This is a genomic window from Ruminococcus sp. 8Y-12 (genome assembly GCF_058119865.1).
Window position 1 is genome coordinate 4,306,612 of the sequence record NZ_CM176623.1, and the last position, 24,126, is coordinate 4,330,737.

Annotated in this window: 25 protein-coding genes; 1 reads left to right on the top strand and 24 read right to left on the bottom strand. The window is 47.8% G+C overall.

Annotated features, from left to right (window positions below):
* Window positions 1-16 precede the first annotated feature (16 nt).
* The 20 genes from AC0THY_RS17420 to AC0THY_RS17515 all read right to left on the bottom strand — a co-directional run bounded on the left by AC0THY_RS17420 (window position 17) and on the right by AC0THY_RS17515 (window position 19,303).
* Window positions 17-1,003, bottom strand: a complete 987-nt coding sequence (locus AC0THY_RS17420; RefSeq protein WP_489991863.1) for a class II fructose-bisphosphate aldolase — start codon at window positions 1,001-1,003, stop codon at window positions 17-19.
* A gap of 5 nt (window positions 1,004-1,008) precedes the next feature.
* Window positions 1,009-2,052 carry an NAD(P)-dependent oxidoreductase gene (locus tag AC0THY_RS17425; protein WP_489991864.1) on the bottom strand — a complete coding sequence of 348 codons (1,044 nt, stop codon included), beginning with the start codon at window positions 2,050-2,052 and terminating at the stop codon, window positions 1,009-1,011.
* A gap of 19 nt (window positions 2,053-2,071) precedes the next feature.
* Window positions 2,072-3,133 carry an alcohol dehydrogenase catalytic domain-containing protein gene (locus tag AC0THY_RS17430; protein WP_489991865.1) on the bottom strand — a complete coding sequence of 354 codons (1,062 nt, stop codon included), beginning with the start codon at window positions 3,131-3,133 and terminating at the stop codon, window positions 2,072-2,074.
* 4 nt (window positions 3,134-3,137) lie between these two features.
* On the bottom strand, window positions 3,138-3,848 hold the full coding sequence (locus AC0THY_RS17435; protein WP_489991866.1) for a GntR family transcriptional regulator: 711 nt from the start codon (window positions 3,846-3,848) through the stop codon (window positions 3,138-3,140).
* 33 nt (window positions 3,849-3,881) lie between these two features.
* Complete coding sequence (locus tag AC0THY_RS17440) at window positions 3,882-4,574, bottom strand: hypothetical protein (protein WP_489991867.1); 693 nt, start codon at window positions 4,572-4,574, stop codon at window positions 3,882-3,884.
* Window positions 4,575-4,627: 53 nt separating this feature from the next.
* The gene (locus AC0THY_RS17445; RefSeq protein ID WP_489991868.1) at window positions 4,628-4,891 is read right to left on the bottom strand and encodes a EutN/CcmL family microcompartment protein; all 264 of its coding nucleotides are present in this window, start codon (window positions 4,889-4,891) and stop codon (window positions 4,628-4,630) included.
* Between the two features lie 34 nt (window positions 4,892-4,925).
* Window positions 4,926-5,219: a EutN/CcmL family microcompartment protein gene (locus tag AC0THY_RS17450; protein WP_489991869.1), complete on the bottom strand. Its 294-nt coding sequence runs from the start codon at window positions 5,217-5,219 to the stop codon at window positions 4,926-4,928.
* A 3-nt stretch (window positions 5,220-5,222) separates the two neighbouring features.
* Window positions 5,223-5,531: a EutN/CcmL family microcompartment protein gene (locus AC0THY_RS17455; RefSeq protein ID WP_489991870.1), complete on the bottom strand. Its 309-nt coding sequence runs from the start codon at window positions 5,529-5,531 to the stop codon at window positions 5,223-5,225.
* A 242-nt stretch (window positions 5,532-5,773) separates the two neighbouring features.
* Window positions 5,774-6,487 carry a GntR family transcriptional regulator gene (locus AC0THY_RS17460; protein WP_489991871.1) on the bottom strand — a complete coding sequence of 238 codons (714 nt, stop codon included), beginning with the start codon at window positions 6,485-6,487 and terminating at the stop codon, window positions 5,774-5,776.
* An 89-nt stretch (window positions 6,488-6,576) separates the two neighbouring features.
* The gene (gene trpA / locus AC0THY_RS17465) at window positions 6,577-7,371 is read right to left on the bottom strand and encodes a tryptophan synthase subunit alpha (protein WP_489991872.1); all 795 of its coding nucleotides are present in this window, start codon (window positions 7,369-7,371) and stop codon (window positions 6,577-6,579) included.
* A gap of 20 nt (window positions 7,372-7,391) precedes the next feature.
* Window positions 7,392-8,573, bottom strand: a complete 1,182-nt coding sequence (gene trpB / locus AC0THY_RS17470) for a tryptophan synthase subunit beta (RefSeq protein ID WP_489991873.1) — start codon at window positions 8,571-8,573, stop codon at window positions 7,392-7,394.
* Complete coding sequence (locus AC0THY_RS17475) at window positions 8,566-9,171, bottom strand: phosphoribosylanthranilate isomerase (RefSeq protein ID WP_489991874.1); 606 nt, start codon at window positions 9,169-9,171, stop codon at window positions 8,566-8,568. The genes trpB and AC0THY_RS17475 overlap by 8 nt, the downstream gene beginning before the upstream one ends.
* The gene (gene trpC / locus AC0THY_RS17480) at window positions 9,168-9,962 is read right to left on the bottom strand and encodes an indole-3-glycerol phosphate synthase TrpC (protein WP_489991875.1); all 795 of its coding nucleotides are present in this window, start codon (window positions 9,960-9,962) and stop codon (window positions 9,168-9,170) included. Before trpC ends, AC0THY_RS17475 begins: the two co-directional genes overlap by 4 nt.
* A 144-nt stretch (window positions 9,963-10,106) precedes the next feature.
* A complete protein-coding gene (locus tag AC0THY_RS17485; protein ID WP_489991876.1) occupies window positions 10,107-10,676 on the bottom strand; it encodes an anthranilate synthase component II in 570 nt (189 codons plus the stop codon).
* Window positions 10,673-12,082, bottom strand: a complete 1,410-nt coding sequence (trpE, locus tag AC0THY_RS17490) for an anthranilate synthase component I (protein ID WP_489991877.1) — start codon at window positions 12,080-12,082, stop codon at window positions 10,673-10,675. The genes AC0THY_RS17485 and trpE overlap by 4 nt, the downstream gene beginning before the upstream one ends.
* 785 nt (window positions 12,083-12,867) lie before the next feature.
* The gene (locus tag AC0THY_RS17495) at window positions 12,868-14,418 is read right to left on the bottom strand and encodes a tyrosine-protein kinase domain-containing protein (RefSeq protein WP_489991878.1); all 1,551 of its coding nucleotides are present in this window, start codon (window positions 14,416-14,418) and stop codon (window positions 12,868-12,870) included.
* Entirely contained in the window at window positions 14,408-15,841 is a 1,434-nt protein-coding gene (locus AC0THY_RS17500; protein WP_489991879.1) for a polysaccharide biosynthesis tyrosine autokinase, read from the bottom strand. Before AC0THY_RS17500 ends, AC0THY_RS17495 begins: the two co-directional genes overlap by 11 nt.
* Window positions 15,828-16,748 carry an immunoglobulin-like domain-containing protein gene (locus AC0THY_RS17505; RefSeq protein WP_489991880.1) on the bottom strand — a complete coding sequence of 307 codons (921 nt, stop codon included), beginning with the start codon at window positions 16,746-16,748 and terminating at the stop codon, window positions 15,828-15,830. Before AC0THY_RS17505 ends, AC0THY_RS17500 begins: the two co-directional genes overlap by 14 nt.
* Window positions 16,749-16,760: 12 nt before the next feature.
* Entirely contained in the window at window positions 16,761-17,537 is a 777-nt protein-coding gene (locus tag AC0THY_RS17510) for a tyrosine-protein phosphatase (protein WP_489991881.1), read from the bottom strand.
* Window positions 17,538-17,551: 14 nt separating this feature from the next.
* The gene (locus AC0THY_RS17515) at window positions 17,552-19,303 is read right to left on the bottom strand and encodes an ABC transporter ATP-binding protein (RefSeq protein WP_489991882.1); all 1,752 of its coding nucleotides are present in this window, start codon (window positions 19,301-19,303) and stop codon (window positions 17,552-17,554) included.
* Between the two features lie 189 nt (window positions 19,304-19,492).
* Between AC0THY_RS17515 and AC0THY_RS17520 the strand changes: the two genes are divergently transcribed.
* Window positions 19,493-20,272: an immunoglobulin-like domain-containing protein gene (locus AC0THY_RS17520; RefSeq protein ID WP_489991883.1), complete on the top strand. Its 780-nt coding sequence runs from the start codon at window positions 19,493-19,495 to the stop codon at window positions 20,270-20,272.
* 3 nt (window positions 20,273-20,275) lie between these two features.
* On the opposite strand, the gene AC0THY_RS17525 is transcribed toward AC0THY_RS17520, so the two are convergent.
* The 4 genes from AC0THY_RS17525 to srtB are packed head-to-tail and all read right to left on the bottom strand — an operon-like array spanning window position 20,276 to window position 24,040.
* The gene (locus AC0THY_RS17525; RefSeq protein WP_489991884.1) at window positions 20,276-21,490 is read right to left on the bottom strand and encodes a nucleotidyltransferase domain-containing protein; all 1,215 of its coding nucleotides are present in this window, start codon (window positions 21,488-21,490) and stop codon (window positions 20,276-20,278) included.
* Between the two features lie 59 nt (window positions 21,491-21,549).
* Window positions 21,550-21,936: a hypothetical protein gene (locus AC0THY_RS17530; protein WP_489991885.1), complete on the bottom strand. Its 387-nt coding sequence runs from the start codon at window positions 21,934-21,936 to the stop codon at window positions 21,550-21,552.
* Between the two features lie 33 nt (window positions 21,937-21,969).
* Window positions 21,970-23,190 (bottom strand): LCP family protein, encoded by a 1,221-nt coding sequence (locus tag AC0THY_RS17535; RefSeq protein ID WP_489991886.1) that lies wholly within the window; start codon window positions 23,188-23,190, stop codon window positions 21,970-21,972.
* On the bottom strand, window positions 23,174-24,040 hold the full coding sequence (gene srtB, locus AC0THY_RS17540) for a class B sortase (protein ID WP_489991887.1): 867 nt from the start codon (window positions 24,038-24,040) through the stop codon (window positions 23,174-23,176). The genes AC0THY_RS17535 and srtB overlap by 17 nt, the downstream gene beginning before the upstream one ends.
* Window positions 24,041-24,126: the final 86 nt, after the last annotated feature.

A 24,126-nucleotide genomic window follows, 5' to 3' on the forward strand; every position in this document is an offset into this window, starting at 1 on the left:
CCCCATCCGGCTGGTTTTAAAGATTTTGATCCCAATAAACGCCATTCCCCTGAAATCCGGGATTTTCAGCCGGAAGTGAGGGGTACTCTGGCCCGGCCTCCAGGTTTGGAGGCGTCTTTTCTCCGGTGCTGCTCCCTAACCCTCCCGCTCTTTTTCCGGTGCTCATAAACATCTTTGCACAGTCCTCAAGGGAATTGGCGTACCCCTCCATCATGGCTGCGAGCATATCCGGAATGTCCAGGTTTCCCGTGTACCGGGGATGAGCGTTCAGATAGGACTGTATCCCTTTCTTCCCCTCATGGCACATCTCCGTGTAAATACAGATTTTCACAATTCCCAGCTGAATGCTTCTGCGGATGTGATCCCCCGGAATTCCGGTTCCCCCGTGCAGTGTCAGGTAACATCCATAAGGCATCAGCGCGCGCCTTATCTCTCCCAGCCTCTCAAAGTCCAGCTGAGGCGTGCCCTTATAAAATCCATGGGCATTTCCAATGGATACCGCCAAAATATCCACACCGGTTCTCATCACAAAGTCCCTGGCCAGTTCAGGGTCAGTCATACTCTCCCGAATGTCCGCAAAGCTGGAACCCAGGGCGCCTAACTCCCCTTCCACCGCACATCCAAACCGGTGCCCCATCTCCACTGCTATCCTTGTGGTCTTCACATTCTCCTCATAGGACAGCTTTGAGCCGTCGTACATTACGGACGTGAACCCTGCCCTGCACGCACGCTCTGTCTGCTCCAGATCAAGACCATGGCTTAAATGGATTCCCACCGGGACACTGGCTTTTTTGGCAGCCCTGGCAGTCACCAGCGCGAAATCTTCAAAGTCCACATAGGGCTCCATCACGCCAGGCTCCACAATCAGCACCGGCGAGCCCAGTTTTTCTGCCCGTTTGATCAGATACCCTGGCTGGTCAAGGCCGTTAATATTGAACGCTCCCACCGCGTAGCCTTCCCGTTCACATTTGCTGAGTATATCCAGCGTTTTACAAAGCGGCATGTTTGTTACCTCCTTATTTTCTGAAATACTTCCGGGTTCGCCACTGGTTTTGGTATACCTCCCGCAAAGTACAGCATCAAGTCATTTACCAGCATCACAGACTGCAGGTAGATCACGTCTCGTCCTGCCCCTGCAATATGGGGTGTGAGCACTACATTGGGATACTGAAAATACTCGTCATCCCTCTTGATGGGTTCCTGGTGAAATACATCCAGAGCCAGACCTCCCAGCTTCCCTCTGCGCAAAGCCTCCCTGAGCGCCTCCTCCTGGATCAAACCTGCCCTGGCATTGTTTACCAGATAGACTCCATCTTTCATCCTTTGAAACTCTTCTCTGCCAATCATTCCCCGGTTCTGGTCCGTCACCTTTGCATGAAAGGTAATGATATCAGAGGCCTCTAAAAGCCCTGTCAACTCCACCTTTGTACACCCGGCTTTTAGAATCATCTCTTCCTTTTGATAGGGATCATAGACAATGACATGCATCCCAAACCCCTGGGCTCTCCTGGCTACCTGCTGCCCCACAGTTCCAAATCCCACCAAACCGATGGTTTTCCCCTCCAGCTCAATACCTTTCCGGGACTGCCAGGGTCCCTCCGCATTCATATCCCAGATCACGTCCCTGTCGCTGCCAAACTCCCCTGCCGGGGCCGTGAACACGCCTCTGTGCAGCTCAGCATCCGCCCTCACAATCTTCCTGGTGATCGCCAGAATCTGCCCCATTGTAAAGTCCGCCACCGGCAGCGCTTCTCTTCCAAATGTAAAGAATACGGGGATCCCTCTCCTGGTGGCATAGTCCACGTCAATATTGGCCTTTGGGCCTCCCCTTATGGAAGAAATCACCTGCAGGTGCGTGCTGTCTATCACCCTTTTGTTCACCTCTTCATATCCCACAACCAGTACCTGTGCACTGCCAATCTCCCGGATCAACTCTTCCTCCTCCAGGATCTTCCCGGTAAACCCCCAGCCTCCGGTCCGCACCGTGTGCCCAGCGGCCCGCAGGGTTTCTATCCCATCCTGGGAAAAATCCGCGCATATATAGATTTCCAAGCTTTTCGCCTCCTTGTACTTATTCCTCCGGATACAGTATAATTTTAATGCTTTCCTTTCTCCGCACCATGTCAAAGGCCTCCCGGAACTGGGAGATTTGCATCCTGTGTGAGATCATTCCCTCCATGTCCCATTTCCCCGCCTCAACCAAATTCATCACATTCCTCCACGAGAGCCAGTTGTAGCCAAAGTGGCCTTTCAGGGAGATTGCCTTGTCTATAATAGGGTCCAGAGAGGTGTTATAGGGATTGCGGTCATAACCAATCTTTACAATCGTCCCGGCCGGCCTGGTGATCTCAATGGCCTGGCGCACAACCAAAGCTGCCCCGGCACAGTCCGCGGTCACTGCAACACCCTCGTTTTTTGTGATTCTCATCACTGCTTTTAAGCAGTCCTCCTCATCACTGCGTATCACATGTGTGGCGCCGTTTTTCACGGCTAAATCAAACCGTTTATCATCCGCTTTCAGACCTATGGCCAGTATCTTTGCAGCGCCTGCCGCTCTCGCCGCCTGTATGCAGAACTGCCCTAAGGCGCCTACGCCAAAAACCGCAATGTACTCCCCTGGCATCAGTTTCGCTTCCTGCACCACTGCCATATAGGCATTGCAGGCAGGGTCCAGTATGGCAGCCTCCTCAAAACTCATACATTCCGGAATTTTCATAAGGCTGTTAGGAAATACTGCCAGGGTCTTTCCCAGGATCTTCACATATTTGGTAAAGCCGCCGTCCATCCCATACCCAATGCCCAGCCGTTCCGTGCAGGACAGGTAATCCGCTGTACTGCATGCATAGCAGGTCCCGCAGGCCGTACCTGTGTTGTCGGATACCACCCTGTCTCCCACCTTCCACGCAGTCACATTCTTTCCTACCTTTGCCACCACTCCGGCAAATTCATGCCCCAGCACAACAGGAGGCCTTAAAATGTTTTCATGTTCCCCGTTGTCAAAAGCAATGTCTGAACCGCAGACACCTGCCGCTTTTACCTCTATAAGCAGGTCATCCTCTCCGATCAGGGGTATGGGAACTTCCCGCAGTTCTGTTTCATGTCTTCCGAATCCGTATTTTACTACTGCCTTCATCTCCTTATCTCCTCCTGTTTATAATAAATTTAAACTTGTCCGCCCTCAGATACTCCACCGCGTAGATAATCGGCTGACCGTAAAGATCCTTGACAGACACAATAAACTTCAGCAGCGGTGTCCCCTGCGCCACGGTCAGCTTTTTCGCCAGCTCCCCCTCAGCCGTTACGGGAACAATCTCCGTAATACATTGTCCGATTCCAATCCCACAGGTTTTTTCAATAAAGTTGTACAGAGAAATATTTTCGTCCGTAACCCCCAGAAAATCGCTTGCAAGCTTTGGTGCTAAGAAGTCGATTGAAAACACCACCGGAATCCCGTCCGCCAGACGAATGCGCTCACACATCAGCACGTCTGTATTCTCACAGACCCCCAGTTCTTTTGCCGCTGCACCGTCCGCCTTTACAATCTTCTTCTCAAACAGAGAGGTTGTACAGGTACAACCGCTGGCTTCGATCATCTCCGTAATGCTGTCATTCATATTTAAAGAATCCGCGATATAGTCGTAACTGCATGAGACAAAGGTTCCCTTTCCCTGGATGGAATAGATCATCCCCTCCTGCTTGAGCACATTCATTGCTTCCCTGAGTGTCAGCCGGCTGATGTTAAGAATCTGTGCCAGCTCTGTCTCCGTGGGCAGCCTGTCCCCCTGTTTCAGCTTTTTTTCTTCAATATATTGCAGTACCCTCTTACTCGCATTCATATATGCCGGCATCTCATTCTCCTCCGTCCCTATGCGGAGATCGGGCTAACGGTATACGGCTGTCACCCAGTCGGCTCCCGCCTGGCAAAATTCCTCCAGCCGCCCCGGCTGGGAGGTACCTCCATATACGCCAACACGTATCCCCCTCTCCTTTAATTTTCTCACTGAATCCAACCTCACGCTGCCGCCTGTCACACAGGAAAGCATTACAAGATCCGCTCCCCCGCCAATGCACGCCTCAGCCATTTCCTCAATTCTGCCCATGCTCAGATCTTTAACCTCCAGGAGAGCCGCTGTGCTTGCCTTTCCCTTTGCGGCTGTCAGACACTGCGCCAGATCCTTTCTGGCCTCCGGTACCATTCCCCGTGTGCAAAACTCCATATTCACAGGGACAAACACGGCTTTTGCCCCTTCTTTTACCGCCTGTTTGATCTCAGCGTACTTGGCTGGTGTGGACGTCCCGCCTCCCGGCAATCCCACCACGGTTGCTGTCATCAGGTTTGTCCCCTCAAGCTCTTCTTTTGCCTTGCCCACAAACCATTGGGGAAGGCATACCCCATACTTTTTCTGTCTCTTTGCAATTGCGCAGAGGCGCTCAACTTCCTGCACACGCATATCTGGATTCATATTTACCATGAAAATGCAGCCCTGATGCAGCGTGGGATCAGATTCCCCCTGTTCCTGCAGTTGCCGGTACACCTCCCTGGTAATTGCCTCAATCAGCACTTCCCTGTTCATAGTTCTTCACCCGCTTTCTGTTTATCGTTTCATTGTTCCTTTCCTTTCTGTCATCATCTATCTATCACGCCGACGATCACCCCGTCCAACACGCACACGGAGCCTTCCAGCGCAAAGACCATGCCTGCCGCTCCCCCGTCCTCACATACCAGGACCAGATCCCCGATTCCAGCCTGTGCCGCATCCGCGAACACGGCCTCGGCGTCTTCCTCCTGCCCTTCTGCATTCACAAAACGAACCGTCAGGAACTTGTACCCCTCATGGGAGGGATCATGGATCACGGACGTCATATTACCAGTCACGCGCCCTATGCGCATATTGTTCACCTGATTTCATTCTGAAACCCTTCTTTCAAATTAGATTGCTCTGCTGCCCGGCCTGACTGTGATTGCCGTAATGTTCTACCAACCCCACCACCGACAGGTCCACCGGCACCTTTCCCCTGCGCATGGCATCTGCCGCCTCACTTCCGTCAATCAGGTATACCAGAGCTCCCTCCGACGCAGCCTGTACTGCATCCGCCGCAACGACGATCCTGCTATTTTCTCCTTCTGGTGGGATCTGCACCAGACAAAGCCTCAATCCCCCCATAGACTCCTGCTTCACAGTACACACTGTCTTTCCCACAATCCTGCCAATGTCCACCTCTCATTCCTCCCCCTTTGTATACTTGCAGTAACAAGTCTCTTCACCCAGGTCTACCTGGTCTACAATTCCTACTACTGCCAGATCCACGGGTTTGCCTTCTGTCCTGCAGGTTTGTCTGGCAGAGCTCCCTGAGACACAAAGGACCAATTCCTCAATACCGGCACCCACGGTATCGACAGCTACCTTCACAAGAGAACCTGGTTTACCTGTCTTCACATCCCACTCCTGCACCACCAGAAGTTTACTTCCCTTAAGCCTCTCTGTTTTATTGGTGCTTACAACCGTTCCCCGGACAAACGCTAAAATCATATCCCCCTCCTTATCATCATATCTATTTTCATATCGTTATATATTATTCACTAAGTCATCTGATGACTTGATTATATCATATTACAACTAACTTTCAACTACAATTTTTATTTTCAGGAATACTACTCAAAACACACTCGGATTTTCATAAAAAGTGCACAAAATAGAATCCCGCGAGCAGGATTTCCATATCCTATGACACAAAAAAAGACTGCTCTCTCAAGCAGTCTCCGTCTTTCACACTATTTCCGTTTACGCATTACCACAAATTTAAATTTATCTGTCCGAAAAAACTCCACGGCATAGATCAATGGCTCTCCATAGATATCTTTCAGACACACCCTAAATCCCATGAGCAGGGTTCCCTCCGGAACTTCCAGTGCGTCCGCCACTTCCGCGTCCGCACTGACCGGAATCATTTCCGTACGGCAGGTTCCAATAGACAGCCCGCAATCTTTTTCGATAAAATCATACAGGGAAACATTCTCATCCATGCTTCCTAAAAATTTCTGTGCAATTTTTGCAGACATGTGATCCTTGGTCAATGCCACCGGTACGTCATCTGCCAGACGCACTCTTGAGCACATCAGGACATCAATCCCTTCCGGCACCCCAAGGCCATCCGCTATGGATTTATCGGCCCGGACCAGTCTTTTGCTGAACTTGCCCACCCCGGGCTGAAATCCATTGGCCCGGATCATCTCCGTAACTCCCAGATTGTTATTCAGAAGATTCTCGATATTTTCCGTCTCCCAGGAGACAAAGGTGCCTTTGCCCTGAATGGCATAAATCTTTCCCTCACTTTTCAGTGAATTCATCGCCTCACGCAGCGTAAGCCGGCTGACTCCCAGCACCTTTGACAATTCTGTCTCAGAAGGCAGCCTGTCCCCCTCCTTCATCTGGTTTTCCTTAATATATTCTACAATCCTCTCTCTTGCTGCTACATAGTTTAACATTTTACCGTTCCTCAACACCTATTTTAGCTAAATTATAGCCTATCACGGCAAATAAAACAAGAAAGCAGTAAAATTTTTCCAGCAGCAGTTTAAGCGTTCAGCTCCCGCTTAAAGGTGCTGCAGTACTCCTTTACCGCCTCCGTACTGTACCCGCTCTCCTCCATCAGGCTGATAAAATGGGTCCCCACAATGGCTCCGTCTATGATTTCCTTCATGGGTTCCACATCTTTGGCTGTTCGGATGCCAAAGCCCATCATCACAGGGATCTTGGATGCGCTTTTTACCTGGCTTAAATATTCCAGAACATCCCTGTGGAAGGTTCCCTCCTGTCCGGTCACGCCCATGGAGGATACACAGTAGACAAATCCTCTGGCATGCTCCAGGATCTTTGGTATCCTCTGCTTTGACACCGGGGCTACCAGCTGGATGATCAGAGGCCCTCCCTCTGTCTGCTCCAAAGCCTCCCGAAGCTCTCCCTGCTCCTCAAAGGGCAGATCCGGCACAATCAGGCCGTCCACGCCCGCGTCTGCACAGTCCTTCGCAAACGATTGGATACCGTAGTGGAGAATGGTATTAAAGTACATCATAAAGACAATGGGAATGCGGCTGCCCTCCCGGCGTACCTCCCCCACTGCCGTTAGCACCTTGCGGATATTTGTCCCCTGCAAAATGGACTTGTAGGAGGCTGCCTGGATTACGGGTCCGTCAGCCACTGGGTCAGAGAAGGGAATTCCCAGCTCTATAATGTCCGTCCCAGCCTCCTCCTGGGCATGTATGATCCGTTTTGTGCCCTCCATATCGGGCAGCCCCGCTGTCATATACGTTATAAAGGCCTTTTCGCCCTTTTCATTTAGTCTCTGAAACGTTTCTTCTATCCTGTTCATCTTCGCACCTCCCGCTTTCTCTAATACAAGTATCCCTTGCCTGCCAGATAATCCGCTATGGTATTCACATCCTTATCCCCTCTTCCGGAAAGACAGATGATCATCGTCTGGTTTTTGCCCATGGTCTTTGCCTTTTGAAACGCGTAGGCGCAGGCGTGGGCGCTCTCGATGGCCGGAATAATGCCTTCCAGCCTGCACAGCTCCATCAGGGCATCCATAGCTTCCTTGTCCGTTATAGAAACATAGCTGGCCCGCCCGCTGTCCTTTAAGTATGCGTGTTCCGGTCCCACGCCGGGATAATCCAGTCCTGCTGAGATAGAATGGGCCAGCTGCACATTTCCGTCCTCATCCTGGAGAAGATAGGACTTCATGCCGTGCAGCGTACCCGGCTGTCCCAGAGCCATGGCGCTTGCGTGCTTGCCCGTCTCAATGCCCAGGCCCGCTGCCTCCACGCCGATCAGTTCCACTTCCCTCTCATCAATAAAGTCCGCAAACATGCCGATAGAATTGGAGCCTCCGCCCACACACGCGATCACCGTGTCCGGAAGGCGGCCCTCCTTTTCCAGGATCTGCTCTTTGGCCTCCCGGCTGATCACACTCTGAAACTCCTTCACCATCCTGGGGTAAGGGTGGGGACCCACTGCGGAACCGATCACATAGAAGGTGTCCTCCGCAGTCTTTGCCCAGGTACGGATAGCCTCGTTGGTGGCGTCCTTCAGGGTATTGCTCCCTGAGGTGACGCTGACCACCTTAGCGCCCAGCATCTCCATACGCATCACATTTAAGGCCTGGCGCTGTATATCCTCCGCTCCCATATAAACCGTGCACTCCATGTCAAACAGGGCTGCGCCCGTAGCCGTGGCTACCCCGTGCTGACCGGCTCCGGTCTCCGCGATCACTTTTTTCTTGCCCATACGCTTTGCCAGCAGGATCTGTCCGATCACATTGTTGATCTTGTGGGCTCCAGTGTGGTTCAGATCCTCCCTCTTCAGATAAATCTTCGGGCCATATTTCTCCGTCAGCCGCTCCGCCAGATACAGGGGCGTCTCCCTTCCCACGTATTCCTTTAGATAATAGTGGTACTCCTCCATAAAAGAGGGATCCACAACTGCCTCCTCAAAGGCCTTCTCCAGCTCATCCAATGTATTCATCAGGGACTCTGACACATACTGTCCCCCGAATGCTCCATAGTACTTATCCATGTCTTCTCACCTTTCCGATAAATTCCTTAATCTTCACTGCATCCTTGCCGTCCTGGCCCTCCACGCCTGAGCTGACATCCACCACATCCGGCCTCAGTATCTCCATCGCTCTTTCCACATTCCCGGCATGCAGCCCGCCTGCCAAAATCAGCGTTTTATCTCCCCTCTGGAAGTTCCCAAGCGCCTCCCAGTCAAAGGCTTCCCCGCTCCCCGGCTTCGCGCCGTCCAGCACATAACCGCAGATCTTGGGATTGCTGACCTCCTCCGGGTTCATCTCATCCTGGATATTGTAAGCCCGCCATACCGGCAGTTTAATCTCTCCCAGCACCTCATCTGAAAGCTTTCCGTGCACCTGAATGATGTGAAAATCCATCTGCTCAATCATCTTCACCTGCTCCAGTGTGGGGGAAACCACTACAGCCACACGCTTAATATTCCGGTCCAGGTATCTTAGCACCTGCCAGGCATTCTGTACTGTGTTATTCCGCCTGCTCTTTTCATAAAACAGGACAAACCCTGCGTAATCGGCCCTGCTGCTGTTCAGCATCCTGGCCTCCTCCGGCCTTGTCAGGCCGCAGATCTTAATCTCTGTACTCATGAAACGCCTTTCTCACGAAAAACCCTCTTCCACCGCTCTGCCAGCGCCCTGGGGTTTTCGGATTCCATAAAAGCCCTGCCTATCAGCAGCGCGTTTACCTTGCAGCTCTTTAGAAAAGCAATGTCCTCGTCCCGCGTCACACCGCTCTCGGATACAAATACCTTTCCCGCGGGAAGCATCCTGCACAGACGGCGGGTATTTTCCAGGCTGATGGTAAAATCCTTCAGATTCCGGTTATTCACCCCAATAATCTGTGCGTCCAGTTTCAAAGCCCTCTCCATTTCCCTCTCATCGTGGACCTCCACCAGCACATCCAGCCCCAGCTCGCAAGCCAGCTGGTAAAGCCGGTGCATCAGGTCATCCTCCAGAATCGCTGCTATGAGCAGCACCGCGTCTGCTCCGATCACCTTTGCCTCATACACCTGATACGCTTGGATCACAAAGTCCTTTCTCAGGATAGGCAGAGGGGATATGGCCCGTATCTCCTTTAAATAGTCCACATTTCCGTGGAAGTGGTCCTCCTCCGTCAGGCAGGAGATGGCATCCACGGACTCATTGTACTGGTCAATGCGGTCTGTCAGCTTAAGTTTATTGTCAATCACTCCCATGCTGGGAGATGCCTTTTTAAACTCTCCTATGATGGACAGCCCTTCGGATGCCAGCGCGTCGTAGAAGCTGACGCTCTTCCGGTTCGATTCAAGAGCCAGGCGGCGCATCTCGTCCTCTGAAATTCTCTGCTTGTGCTCCGCCAGCCTCTTTATCTTATCTGCTACAATCTCATCTAAAATCATCTCTGCTCACCAGCCTTTCTGTATAAGCTCTCGCTTCCGTAACTGTTCAGCAACGTTCGGTCCATAAATGCACAGACCTGCTGAATCGTTACTCTCTTCCTTTATTCTGCGTAACTCTTCAGTACCTTCACAGTTACCATTCTGCTATATTACACCGTTTACAAAGTTCTCTACAATACGCTTTCCATGTTCCGTGTATATGGATTCCGGGTGAAACTGAAGCCCTACCACAGGGTACTCCCTGTGGCGCATAGCCATGATTTCCCCATCTCCGGTACAGGCCAGCACTCTCAGGCAGTCCGGCAGATCCTCCCTCTGCACAGCCAGGGAATGGTATCTGGCCACCTTGATAGGTGAGTCAATCCCGGAAAACACGCTGCTGCCGTCATGCTCAATCTTAGACTGCTTCCCGTGAAACAGAGCCTTTGCGTACGTCACCGTACCGCCCAAGGCCTCCCCGATGCACTGGTGCCCCAGACAAATCCCCATGATGGGCAGCTTATCGTAAAACTGTTTCACCACCTCCAGACAAATCCCCGCCTCCCTTGGGCTTTTGGGGCCGGGGGAGAGAACAATCTTCTCCGGCGCCACCTTGCGTATCTCATCCAAAGTAATCTGATCATTGCGCACCACCTGGATGTCATCTGTAAAGGTTCCCATATACTGATATAAATTATAAGTAAAAGAATCATAATTATCAATCATTAAAATCATAAATCTTCCTCCTTCACCAGGGTTTTTGCCAGCGCCATCACCTTATTGCAGCACTCCTGGTACTCATTTTCCGGCACAGAGTCCGCTACGATGCCTGCTCCAGCCTGCAGATACACCTTCTTCCCCTGCTTGATCATGGTGCGGATCGTGATACAGAGATCCATATTTCCGTTAAAGTCAATATATCCTGTAGCACCCCCATAGAGTCCTCTGCGCACACTCTCCAGCTCGTCAATAATCTCCATGGCCCGGATCTTCGGCGCTCCGCTCAAGGTTCCCGCCGGAAGGAAGGAGGCTGCCAGATCAATGGGATGATACTTATCCTTCTTCTTTCCCTCCACCAAAGACACAATGTGCATCACATGGGAATAATTTTGTACCTGCATAAACTGAGTCACCTTCACGGTTCCGAACTCTGCAATCCGACCCATGTCGTTTCTGGCCAGATCCACCAGCATCACATGCTCCGCCCGCTCTTTCTCATCCTGCAGCAGATCATCCTTGAGAAGCTGATCCTCCTCAGGGTCCGCGCCCCTCCTGCGGGTACCCGCTATGGGACAGGTGTACACCTTATTGTCCGTCTGTTTCACCAGCATTTCCGGGGAACTGCCGATAATCTCAAAGTCTCCGAAATGAAAGTAGTACAGGTAAGGGGACGGATTCAGCTCCCGCAGCTCCTTGTACAGCTCAAAACCGTCCTGCCCGGTCTCAATGGTCCAGCGCTGGGAAAGCACGGTCTGAAATATATGCCCTTCCCGGATATACTCTCTGATCCTCTCTACTTTCTCCCCGTACTGCTGGGTGTCATCTGATTTCTTTACAATCTTCCCATCCTGGCAGAACACGGTTTTAAAATCCTTCATGTTTTTCCTGGCCTTCTCAATCAGCCTGGCCGCCTCTGCCACACCCCGCTCCCTGCCCTGAGAAGTGTCCTCCTCCAGGCAGACGCCAGTCAAAGTCTCCGCCACATGGTCGATCACAATATACTTTGTGGTAAGCATCATCTGTATGGTCTCAATCCCGATCTCATCCGGATTCTCATCGGGCAGCTTTTCCGTATAGCGGACAAAGTCATAGGCCAGACTGCCCACCAGCCCTCCGGTGAAGGCCAGTTCCCCATCGTCCTTATAGACCGTGAACTCACTGTAGTACTGCTTCAAAAGCTCTGCGGGATTTCCCTCCCGCACTTCCTCCTGGCCGTTCCTTCCCCGGATGACAAGGCTCTGTCCCCTGGAGGTGACTATCTGCTCCGGGTCTGTACCAAAAAAGGAATATCTTCCGTTGTTCTTGTCATAGCTCTCCAGGAGGAATCCCTTCCCACCCTGGGCCAGCCCCGCATAGAGTCCTGTGGCTGTCTCATTTACAATACTGACTGTTTTTTTGTAAGCTCTCAATACTCTTTTCATAAAATACCTCCATTCCTGAAATAAAAAAAGCCCCAGATCATCTCTGACCTGGGACGTAATGAACGTGGTGCCACCCATTTTTACAAGACCTTTTAACATGTACAGCTGCGAAACAGCTTTCCCCTGCGCACTGTGTGCATTCTGCCCGGACACATATACACTTAACGAGATGTTCCAGGTTGTGTAATAGCTCGGCACAGCAGGGCTTTTTGTTACATCTGGAAGTCCAAAGGACTTGCGTCTGCGGTGGTGTCCGCATCAGCGGATAAACCGTTTCTTTTGTAACAAAAAAGCGCTCCCCGAAATTGGAAAGCGCCACCATTTCTGTCTTGACTTTTTTACAATACAGAAGAGCTTCCTCTTCGATATCTCACCCCTGTAACGTGAGGACACGGCTCCGGCTACTGTAATTCACCTGGCATCTCCCAAACCCATTCCTGACAGCTCTCCATGCCGGTTTCCACCACTCCCGGCTCTCTGGGATGTACCTTCTGTCAGTACTCTCTTTGTTCTCAGACTTTGTTTCTTTAATTGGATAAATTATAATACAGACTTTTGGTTCTGTCAAGACTTCCGTGTTTTATTTTTCCTCAGGGTAATGTGCATCGCCGCCAGGACGTCACCCGGGCGGTGGCAGCATTCTGGAACCGCGAGCTTCTCTAAAGCTTGTTTGCAAATCACGTGGGTGGTACGATCTTCCGCGTATGGGAAACAGCTTCCTCCGCCACTGCCGTTAATCTTGTTTTAGGTGATTCCTCTCGCCACCTAAAGAGGTAGTAGAATCCTCACTTACTCTTGTTGAAATTGGCTTTGGGCTTTGCTCTTTCCTTAAGCTCCGGCTTTTGCTTCTGTTCCGCTATTTGCTTTTCTTCCTCTTTCACTCCATAGCCATATGTTCCATATTTTCCATACTTCCCATATTTACCGTATCCGTAACGTCCATATCCGTATCCATAACCGTAACCATAGCCGGTAATACCCACAACCGCATCATTCAGCACACAGCCGGAGAGCCGGATTCCCGCCCCGGAGAGCATCTCCACTCCCTCCAGGATCTTGTCGATCTTGGCATAATCCTGGCGCACCACAAAGATTCCGCTCTGCACGTACTGAGCGATGATGGCTGCATCAGATACCACGGCGCTGGGGGGTGTATCGATAATCAGGATATCCGCCTGGTTTTTCAGCTTCTCCATAACCTCCGCCGCATCCTTGCCGTTGAGCACCCTGGAGGTATTGATCACCGGGGAGCTGCCCGGAATAATCTTCAGCTTTCCACCTTTGTAGGTGTGTGTCACTTCCTCCAAAGAGGCCTTTCCAACCAGCAGGTCATAGAACCCCTTTTCCCTTTTCTCAAGGCCCATGTTTTTAGCAACTGCAGGCTTCCTGAGATCCCCGTCCACCAGCAGAACAGAATACCCCCTCTGGGTGAGGGAGAGGGCCAGATTCGACGCAATGGTGGTCTTACCCTCTCCGGCGACAGCGCTGGTGACCAAAAAGGACCTGATCTCATCCTCCCGCATAGCCCGCTCCACCCGGGTGCGCATGGTGCGTACAGCCTCCACAAACATATGCGGAATGCCATTGTAGTCTAAGAGTACAAGGGGTTCCTTTACCTTTGCCCTTCTCTTAAATTTCGCCCTGGGAATTGCTCCCAGGCAGGTGATATTCAGGATTCTCTTTAAGTCATCCTCCTTGCGGATCGTTCTCCTGGTGAGGGCATAGAGAGCCAGGATGACAATGGATATGAGAGCACCGCCGGCTGCTCCCTTGGCCGCTGCATTTTTGAAGGCAGGCATGTTTGTTGGAAACATGGGAACCCCCGTCTCGTCCATCAGATTTAACTTCACATCCCCGATTACATATTCACTGACCTGTGGGTAATTCTTCAGGACAGACTGGAGGATATTGTAGGCCATTTGGGGATCGGATGCGTTCACCTGTATGGTTACCAGATTGGTGTCCTCCATGGCCGAGGCACTGACGGTGCCGGGAACGCTGTCCAGGCCCAGATCTTCGGCAACAATTCTGTTTAAAACTTCGCTGGTGAGAAGGTATGGGAAAACTTTTCCCATCTGTGCAGCCGCCGTCTGATTGTAGCTGCCTTCACTAAAGTTTACACCAGCGGAAGCATTTACAGTAAACGTTGAGGACGCGGTATAGTAGGGAGCATAGTTCCTTCTTGCATTAAAGTATAAGAGAGAGGCCCCTAAACTGATTAAGACCAAGAATAGCCACCAATACCGTAAAATCCCGTTCCATATATCATCAATTACTGCACTGATGTCCACAAGGTTTCTTCTCTCAGGCACCTTCTCCTTAATCTCATCGCTCATAATGACCTCCATAACCATATCCATAGCCGTAACCATATCTCCCCACTTTTTCCAGGGATTTCACATGTACATCATTGAAAATGCAACCCAACATTCTCGAATTCTCTCCATTCAGCACATCAATGGCATCATTGATATCCTTAGCCTCCACTAAATGCTGTTTCACTACTATTGCAGAGACATCCACCATCCCAGCCAACTCTTCTGCGTCTGCTACCAAGGCTAATGGAGAGGTATCCACAATTATATAGTCCATTTGTTTTCCGAAATACTCAATTGTCCTTTTTAGAAGACCGGAGCAAATCATCTCTGTGGAGTTGGGATATGCCATGGCATTTAAAATACAGTAAAGTTCAGTACCAGGTACCTTTTGAATCAACTCCCGGATATCACTTTTTCCATTCAGCACTTCCCCCAGATTGTCAAACGGTACGTTCTGCATTCCCAACACTTTGAATTGGGAGGGCTTACGAAAATCGCAGTCAATTAAGAGTACTTTTTTAGATTCCTGGGCCAAAGCAAGTGCTAGGTTTGCAACCACAGTGGATTTTCCTTCATTTTCAAGAACACTTGTGATGAGAATACTCTTGGCATCCTTCTCATCCATTCTGTTCTTGACCTTTCTGGTCAGTTTTTTTATAGTCTCCACATACCGAAAGCTCACTGCCGGATTTGTAATCAGAATACTGCTCTTGGACTTTCTGAACCATGCTCCAAACGTCTTATACTTATTTTCATGGGGTATACTGGATAGCAGACCAGTATCCAGCTTCCGCTCAACGTCTTTGTCCGAACGGATGGTGTCCTTTAAGAAAGAAAACAGCGCCAATATAGCCACAAGCACCCCAAATGTATAAATTATAGCTTTCCTAACTGCCGGTTTTGTATTTAGCGCCGTATCCGGATATTGGGGAACTTCAGGTGCTTCTAATATCTCCAAAATCACATTTCCAAGCAAATCCGCAGATACCAGTTCATAATTCTCTAAAATCGCCTGCATTTCCTTAAAGGAGAGCTCCGGTGTCCCTGCCTGTACCTTCAGAACCAATAAATTTGTTTCTTCAATATTTTCTGCAACGGCTGTCCCTGAGAAACCACTCAGTCCAATTTCCTCCGCCACTTTCTTCTTCAAAATATTGCTGTTCAGGATTTGTGTAAATTTCGTTGATGTCTCTTCTGTGCTGAAGAGATTATTATAGATATTATTGTCCGTCCCTCCGTTTGTGACAAAGAGTGTCGTCTGGGTAGTATATACAGGCTGATACCGTTCAGATACCAAGACATGCGTTGCCATTCCCGCTGAGACGACAAGTAGCAGAATTGGGAGCCACGCTCTGCCTATATCCTTTATAATACTGTAGAGATCAAAATTTAACCCAATGTCATTAAATGGCAATTGGTTTATACTTTTATTTTCCTGCATCCTGATCCTCCTTGTGGCTGCTCTTTTCAACAACTACAATCAAACGAACACTTCCCCTGTTTCCACTTTCACCCATCATACTGTAGGTTACCTCATAGGTTCCTGGTTTCTTATAGTCAATGGTGTTATTTATCTTAATTCTGTCATAACTTACCGTACTCTCTCTATTTTTCCCATCTGTATTTTCCTTCCCATAAGTTTCATTCCCTTTTGTCAGACTAAACTCTGTGCCGTTTATGACTACCCCATCCAAATAAGACTCCAAGTCCAGCTTCTCGCCCTCTGTATAAATCAGGTACTCTGACAGCATTATTTGAGGAGTATCCCTCTCGGGCCCCTCATAGATCTCCACCGTCGCCGGCAGATATACCACATCGCCTGCACTGTTTGCCACCTGAAAAGTGGCTTTGTATTCCCCGGCTGCATCTACAGTGACAGAAGAGTCTGGAGTCAGTTTAATCTTTCTTGTGATATCCCCATCCAGACAGTCCTCTGCTTTCATGTACTCTACAAAGTTAGTGGTCCCCTTTGGGAACCTAAGAGGCTCTTCCAATATAAATCTGGGAGATATATAGTCTGTGTAAATGATCTCTCTGGTGGCCTTGCTGACATGTAAATCCGAGTCAAAAGCTGCATATGTTACCAGCCTTCGTCCCTTTTCTAAAAAGGTTGACATCCCTTCAATAACAATCGAGCTTGTCACATCCCCATCCTTTGTGTCATTTGCAGTGACTCCGGACAAAAGGGTTTGCGTATCATCTTTCGTGCTTACCTCCATAACCTTATTGTCAATAGAAATCAGAGGCGCTAACTTATCGACATTCTTAATGCCCTTAAACTGATAATATCCAAATCCTGCTGCCGTCAGAATAAATATTATAATACATATCGCTTTCAGTCTTTTCATCCTTGTCTCCTATCACTCTCTCCAAAAATGCTTTTTCCCGATCTCTCGCGCGGTTCCTCTCATCTCCACCCTGATGTTGCGAACAATTTTTTGAGGATTATTTACCAATAGCAATTGAGCATATGCACTGGAATATTCCTGTTTCAAAAATTCCCAAGCTTGTATCATATGAGGCGTCCTGGAATATGGGGTGTGCGCATCACTTCCCACACATGCAATGAGATTGTGTTCCGCCATATCCATGCATGCTTGAAAGGCCAAATGTCCAAATTTCCCAGCCAGGCTTGCTTTGTTTATCTGTGTAAGGCAGCCCCTGCGTATCCAATTGTAAGTAATTTCCGGGTGCGCCTGAACGCAAAAGTATCTCTCCGGATGCGCGATCACCGGCACCACCCCTTTTACTTCCTGCATGCGTTCCAGAATGTAGTCCACCCAGCCAGTGGAGGTATCGAAGGGAAATTCTATCAAATAGTATCTGGAACCATTTAAACTGATAAGCTTCCCTTCCACAATCTTTTCAGCGATGTCTTCCGAAGCATATATTTCCATGCCTGGCATAACCTCTACCTGATAACCTGCCTCCGCAATTCTCCTATTCAATGTATTCAGACCATCTGCAAGCATATTTAAACTATACTCCTCAGTATGCCCTTCAATATTACAATGCGGGGTAGCTACCATGGCCAATGTTCCACTGCTCTGTGCTAAACGAATCATCTCCAATGAGTCTTCCATATTATCAGAGCCATCGTCCAGTCCAGGGATAATATGGCTATGTATATCAATCATTTTACTGAAACCTCCTAAAAATCCATTGCCATCCTGGCAGATTCCTCTTCCGTCAATTCCACCAAACGTGTATCCATAATGCGATACACCCTCTGACACATATTCAGTACACTGGGACGGTGGGTTGTCACTATACATATCTTGTTTGGAGCCTTCTCTACAATATTTTTCAATACTTTTCTCTCTGTGGCAACATCCAGCGCAGAGGTCGCTTCATCCAACAGCAGCACCGGGGCATCCCTAAGCACTGCCCTTGCTATTGATATGCGCTGTGCCTGTCCTTCTGAGACACCATGCCCCTGCTCTCCAAGCATTCCATAGATACCCCCCGGCAGCTTTGATACAAATTCATACGCGCAGGCAGTCTTCAGGGCCTCCACTATATCCTCATCCGTTGCATCTTCCTTTACCATCCTCAGATTCTCAGCCACACTTCCTGAAAAAAGTGTGTTTCCTTGTGGTACATAAGAAAAACATGCTCTTGTAGAAATTCCCATTGGAATCTCATTTTGATCGTTATCAATCAGGAGAGCCTGTCCCCTCTGAGGCTGAATCAGTCCCAGAAGCATACGTATGATGGTGGTTTTTCCCTCCCCTGAAGGTCCAACAAGAGCGATAATCTCATTTGAATTTGCTGTCATTTCGGATCTTTGGAGCACCGGATGATCCGGTACATAAGCAAAATCAACCTCTTTAAGCCGTATATGCAAAAGACTTTCATTTTTTGTAAATGACTCCGGTAAATTCCCGCGCCGTCTCTCTTTCGGAAGCTTCAGCAGTTCCATAATGCGCCCTGCTGAGACAGTGGCCCCGAGTGTAGATGGTACAATAGAAACAAGTGAATTAAAGGTTGCAGATAGTTTTCCAGCTTGTCCCAAAAATAATGTCATTTCTCCAAATGTGATTCTGCCCGTCCAAAGGCGGTAAATCCCCCAGCCAAAGCAAGAGTACTCCACTACCATCCCAAGGCCTGACAGAACCATATTTGTAAAAATTGAAAAACGATTATATCTCTGATTTGTTTCGTAGTAATGCTCCTGTACTTTCAAAAGACGCCTTTTAAAAAGACCGCTTAAGTCAAAAGACTTTATAGAGTCCACATTGTAAAAGGCCTCCTCCTGAAATTCAACCATCTCACTGTCTGCCTTCTTTACTTCCTGTGTATGCTTCCTTAAATGCCCTAAAAGAAATCTGGACGCAAACATCATTACCGGCGCATTTACCAAGGCGATCAGCGCCATAGTGGGATCATAATACAAGATAAGCGCCAGAGACCCCAAAAAGCTGAATACACCTGTCACAAGCTGCGGAAGCCACCCCATGGCACTGGATGCAACGGTTTTTATATCATTTCCAAACCGGTTAAGGATATCTCCGCTGTGGTAATGTGTGAGATGCTGCCAGTCAACATCCATAATCTGTTCAAATACCCCGGCCTGGATATCATTCTGAATCTTTAAATTTACCTTAAACGCGATTCTTGAGGACACCGAATTCAAAAGTATTCCAGCCAAAGCCATTCCGACCATCAGAATTGCCATAGGAATAATTCTAGACACTTGAAAACCTGTTACAATATCAATCAAATTCTTAGAAGCCACACTACTCACCAGTCCCATTACAATGCCAAGCACTGAGAGGGAAAGATATCCGCTTATCGTTAAAGCATATTTTTTTGTATAGCTGTAGATCCATTTCCACTCCAGCCATATCTCTTTCATACTTCCGTCTTTTATTTTTCGGCGAATTTTACTCACATATCCCATTTTCTACTCCAGGCCCATTTATATCATTTGTTTTAATTATCTATTATACAATAAAATTCTTGTAACTTAAACTTTTTTTATGGTATATTTATCTTAACCCTAATTTTTATTGATACTGTACATTCCTGGCTTGGGAACACATGTCCAATCAGAAATCAAAATTTTATTGTTTAGACAGGAGAATTACATATGAAACGAAAACTATCAGGCATCTTTGCCGGCAAAAGCCGTGTAGTTGTCAAAATATTCAAGGTTCTGTTGGCCTGTATTGCTGTCGCCAACCTTATCTGGCTTTTCCTTTTCAACTACGGGCTTGCCGACCTGCCTTCGTCAACCGAACCCAAATTTCCGGAAACTGCATTCTTGTACGAGGAATCTGAAACTTTGGAGTCCATTGCCGATACCCCAACAGAAATAATATCAACCGAATCAGAACCTTTACGAAACACTGACTCTGCCTCCTACGCTGACTATGAGGGGCCTGTTATCTCACTATCAGATGAACTTCCCCAGATAAACCAATCTGATCTGACACGATTGGTGCGCGTGCTCTCTGACAGGGAGCTGCTTTTGGCGGAGGATGGTTTTGGAAACGATATTACCTCCTCGGTTGAAGTTTCTTATAAGGCAGACCCTGACAATGCCCGGAGTCTTCTCGTCACATTTTCTGTTGAAAACAGCCGCGGCGACACAGCCTCTGAGGAGACCAGCATCCCGGTTAAGCTTTCGAAGCCCCTCCTGTTCTTAACGAAGTCCTCCGTGAACATCGAACGGGGTGAGAGCTTTAACTCAATCCTCTATATTCAGACAGCCATTGACCAGGACGGCAGCAGCTTATCTGACAGTGTTATTGTTACGGGAGAAGTAGATACCTCTACCCCTGGTACTTATACACTCACATACACGATAAACAGTAAAATAGAAAAACAGTCATCAGCCAATGAAACTTTAACTGTGACTGTCAAATAGATTCTATTTAATTACCCTATACTTTTTCAGCAGGCGCACGCGCTCTGATCCAATGGCGATGCTCTCGCCGGGTGAATTACTGCCGCGCCTGTTTTTTATTACCTCTATTCCATAGGAAAGCAGTCGGCTGACCCACGCTATGGGCAATAACCAGGGGCATCTTTTCAAATACGGATATCTTTTTTCCAGGCTCTTGGCCTCTGGAAAAATAATATGAAGTTTACTCCCATTGCCTTCCACTGCGCCCAAAGTAATTGTACTGCTATGAAGCCTGCTGACGCTGCTGGAACCATAAATCCCTGCCTTAAGCAAGTCGACCATAAGTGCTTCCGGCTCTGCTTTCGCAAGCATGGTTTCCGGATACCCCACCTTATCTCTTTCCATATGAAAATACTGGATACCTATCTCTATCACATTTGCGCAGAGCAAACCATATTTCTGGCCACACATTTTTTCTGCTATTACTTCCCAATCTATGGACTCTCCCCATTTGTTTATAAACTTAGAAATATCACATATCTGCCTTATGCCGATCCCCGGCCCTACAAAATGTTTGATCCAATGCGCAAACAAATACAAAAGATGATATGTCGGTTCCATGGTAATAATGGAATGTCCATCTGTTTCCACCATCTCACTCATTTTAAAAGCATTTTCAAACCAAGTATTAAAATAACTGCCGACACTATCTGTTTCCTCAAAGAGGCTTTTGTGCACTTCAATCTGAAGTCCTGTACTGACATCCATGTATTTTAATACATTGCCATCGGAGTCAGAAGCTCGTTTTAGTCCCATCTCTTTTAATACCAAATGACACTTTTTAAGATCTTCCTTTCTGACTAGCAGATCTTCATCACCTGAAGGCCTGGCATATGGTTTTGAATATAGAAAACGGCAGACAACCCCTTTTAGAACCAGAGGCTGCACCCCTGCGCCTGTAAGTGTTTCATAAATATCCCAAAAACGTTCTACCTTTCCCACTTCAAAGAGATACCTTCTTTTCACCAGCGTTTTCCACTCTTCTCTCAGTTGCTTTTCCGCCGCTTCAAAGGAAGGTGTGTTGTACACACTTTCGTAAACCGCACATTCCAATTTCTGTTGGGATGATATTTCGAAAAGTGTCTGCCAATCACTACAGGAAAAATCCCCTATTGGTTTACAGCAATCCCCTGTAAAATTTCCTACAATTGTAAAAAATTGCTCATAAATTTTCTTCAAATCATCTCTCCATAATCCAGCGGCAAAAATCCCTCGTTTGATAACGAGGGATGCCTTGTTTACTCTTCTGTCGTCAAACGGTTCTTGGCAATAAATGCTGTACCGCCGCAAGCTAAAGCTGCCAATACCAGATACATAATGTCTGTAACCTCTCCGGTTTTCGGTGAAGTATCTGATTTGTTTACTTTGATATCCGTCGTACCACCGCCGTTTCCGTTGCCGCCATTACTATTTCCACTGTTAGGCTCTGTCTGATACGGTTGCTTTGGCGGAAACTTCACTGTGTTGCTCTCTGTCTCCGTTTCTGTCTCTGTTGGCTCTTCCGTATTATCTTCGTACGGCTGTGTATCGGGCCACTCGGGACTCTCTGCCGCGATAGCTGTCACTGACATTGCCACCATCAGACACATTGCACATATAAATACGAACCATTTCACTCTTTTCATTTTCACTACCTCCTGACTTCCATTCGCTTTATTTTACTCTTCCTTAACATAAAAAGTTTCTAATATCAATTCATACAGGGCTTTTTGGTCCACACGGTACTCTGCATACCTCTCTCCCATGCTGGCCTTACCCGGTACGGAAAGTATATCTGTCTCTGAAAAGCCATGCTCAACGATTAGCGAGGCCAGATATGCAACTTTAGGTGCTGTGACATCCGTAACCATATAATTTGAAGCGACATTAAAAAGTGTAATGGGTACGGTAATATCCTGTTTTGTTTGGGAAATTGTTTTACCTATAAAAGAGGTTATATACTGTTTCTGCCGTTCCATACGTTTGCTGTTCGACTCTGCTGCCTCATCCCCCGTTGTATGGCTTCGATCCCTTGTTCTTACATAGGTCTCCGCCTGCTGCCCTAACAGCTTAACCCTCTCTCCTAATTTGAGTCCCGGATCTGTCTGTGACAAGTCTTCGATTACTTCCACCTCAACTCCGCCAATCGCATCATTCAGTATACCAATTGCTGTCAAATCAATGGCTGCGTACGCATTCACCGGTACACCATATAGCAATCTGGAAACAGAACGCGCTGTATTTTCACAGCTGAGAGCTTTTCCATCTCCTGTGGCATATGCCAAACAAATCTGCATGTTGTCTGTTTTCACATATTCCCCCTTTGGCGTATAGACATTTACATCCACCATCGAATCCCGGGAAATGCTGAGCAGTTTGGTCTTCCCCGTTGTTGTATCCATTGTAATCAAAAATAGTGTATCTGCCTGCCCGCTGTCACCGGCTGCTATGGAATCTGCTTCGTTAAAAATCTCTTTATCGATACCCATACATAGAATATTGATTATATTCTCATTATATTGGTACTTCTGTCCCTTATATACAACGCCTCCGGTCTCATCCACGGCTACTTCTTTTTTTAATTTTTCGGGAGCCGAAAACGCTACACCAGACTGAGGTTTCGACAAGAGTGAGCTTTTCCCCATAAATCTCATCACAAAAAATGTTGCTATTGCTATCGTAAGCAGGATTAGAATACCGATTAGAATACCCACCAGGATTTTTAAAGGATGTATCTTCTTTCTCTTCGAGTCCTCATCCTCTCTGGCATCAATTCCATGAAACTTCTCATTTTTTTCATTCTGATACTCGGAAAGTTCCTGTATCAATCCATCCTGAAGCTTCTTTAATTCGTTATCTGCCTGAAGCACTGGTTTCTTTTTTTTATTTCGTTTGGTCATCTTCCTGCAACACCGCCTGAACTAAGTATCTTGAATTTGTCTTACCTCCTATGCATGTGCTGAGTGTAAGAATCTTATCCTCTGCGGTTACTTCCACATCGGACCGGATATTTCCGCTAACCTGGTAGGCAGAAAAAACATCCTCTATGTATTTTCCGAACACATCTTTGTCTTTAAAATTAAAAGAGTTCAAAATATGCCGGTCATCATATTCATGTGATGCAAAAATGCGATACACAAATCTATGTCCCGGAGTATAAATATAAACATACTCATTCTTTTCAAAAAAATCCTTATCCGCAAAGAGATGCAGATTCTGGAACATAGAACCGTTTCTCATGTTATGTCCATACATTACTGTCATTGGATCCGAGAAGTCTTTGCTGTTTTTCGCCTCTGTATAAATACATCCCGCAAATTCAGGCTCCCCGTACATATTATGGGACAGATAGTAACTGTCATCACTGTTACTCTGGGCCACTGGATAGTCAATTTTTGTATTTGGAATCTCAATCCATGCATAGATCTCCGAGTTGATTTCCTGCAGCTTCATAAAATTGATAGGATTTTCTTCCAATTCTGTTTTGGCCCCTTCTGGTAATTCAGGTTCTTCACCGTCGGTCCAGCCATCAAACTCCGCTGCCTGTATCTCTTCCAGTGTTGGTTTACTTTCGTTCTCTGTTTCAGTCTGTGAAACCTCGGACTTTAAATTTTCATATTCGTCCCCTGCGGTACTCTGTTTCCATACATACCAGCCTATTGCAGCAACACAGATAATACATGCTGTCAATGCTATACAGAGAACTACTAACCATATTGTCTTTTTGCTACTCTTGTTATTGTTTGCCATAATTTTCTTCCTATAGATACATAATAAACTTCTCTAATCACATCCGTGTCACATAACCCCTTTTTTCTATAGAATAATAACGATTT

Bases quoted from the DNA above. Each gene is read 5' to 3' on its own strand.
- AC0THY_RS17420 (WP_489991863.1), bottom strand. From the start codon at position 1,003: ATGCCGCTTTGTAAAACGCTGGATATACTCAGCAAATGTGAACGGGAA.
- AC0THY_RS17430 (WP_489991865.1), bottom strand. From the start codon at position 3,133: ATGAAGGCAGTAGTAAAATACGGATTCGGAAGACATGAAACAGAACTG.
- AC0THY_RS17435 (WP_489991866.1), bottom strand. From the start codon at position 3,848: ATGCCGGCATATATGAATGCGAGTAAGAGGGTACTGCAATATATTGAA.
- AC0THY_RS17440 (WP_489991867.1), bottom strand. From the start codon at position 4,574: ATGAACAGGGAAGTGCTGATTGAGGCAATTACCAGGGAGGTGTACCGG.
- AC0THY_RS17445 (WP_489991868.1), bottom strand. From the start codon at position 4,891: ATGCGCATAGGGCGCGTGACTGGTAATATGACGTCCGTGATCCATGAT.
- AC0THY_RS17455 (WP_489991870.1), bottom strand. From the start codon at position 5,531: ATGATTTTAGCGTTTGTCCGGGGAACGGTTGTAAGCACCAATAAAACA.
- AC0THY_RS17460 (WP_489991871.1), bottom strand. From the start codon at position 6,487: ATGTTAAACTATGTAGCAGCAAGAGAGAGGATTGTAGAATATATTAAG.
- trpA (WP_489991872.1), bottom strand. From the start codon at position 7,371: ATGAACAGGATAGAAGAAACGTTTCAGAGACTAAATGAAAAGGGCGAA.
- trpB (WP_489991873.1), bottom strand. From the start codon at position 8,573: ATGGATAAGTACTATGGAGCATTCGGGGGACAGTATGTGTCAGAGTCC.
- AC0THY_RS17475 (WP_489991874.1), bottom strand. From the start codon at position 9,171: ATGAGTACAGAGATTAAGATCTGCGGCCTGACAAGGCCGGAGGAGGCC.
- trpC (WP_489991875.1), bottom strand. From the start codon at position 9,962: ATGATTTTAGATGAGATTGTAGCAGATAAGATAAAGAGGCTGGCGGAG.
- AC0THY_RS17485 (WP_489991876.1), bottom strand. From the start codon at position 10,676: ATGATTTTAATGATTGATAATTATGATTCTTTTACTTATAATTTATAT.
- trpE (WP_489991877.1), bottom strand. From the start codon at position 12,082: ATGAAAAGAGTATTGAGAGCTTACAAAAAAACAGTCAGTATTGTAAAT.
- AC0THY_RS17495 (WP_489991878.1), bottom strand. From the start codon at position 14,418: ATGAGCGATGAGATTAAGGAGAAGGTGCCTGAGAGAAGAAACCTTGTG.
- AC0THY_RS17500 (WP_489991879.1), bottom strand. From the start codon at position 15,841: ATGCAGGAAAATAAAAGTATAAACCAATTGCCATTTAATGACATTGGG.
- AC0THY_RS17505 (WP_489991880.1), bottom strand. From the start codon at position 16,748: ATGAAAAGACTGAAAGCGATATGTATTATAATATTTATTCTGACGGCA.
- AC0THY_RS17510 (WP_489991881.1), bottom strand. From the start codon at position 17,537: ATGATTGATATACATAGCCATATTATCCCTGGACTGGACGATGGCTCT.
- AC0THY_RS17515 (WP_489991882.1), bottom strand. From the start codon at position 19,303: ATGGGATATGTGAGTAAAATTCGCCGAAAAATAAAAGACGGAAGTATG.
- AC0THY_RS17520 (WP_489991883.1), top strand. From the start codon at position 19,493: ATGAAACGAAAACTATCAGGCATCTTTGCCGGCAAAAGCCGTGTAGTT.
- AC0THY_RS17530 (WP_489991885.1), bottom strand. From the start codon at position 21,936: ATGAAAAGAGTGAAATGGTTCGTATTTATATGTGCAATGTGTCTGATG.
- AC0THY_RS17535 (WP_489991886.1), bottom strand. From the start codon at position 23,190: ATGACCAAACGAAATAAAAAAAAGAAACCAGTGCTTCAGGCAGATAAC.
- srtB (WP_489991887.1), bottom strand. From the start codon at position 24,040: ATGGCAAACAATAACAAGAGTAGCAAAAAGACAATATGGTTAGTAGTT.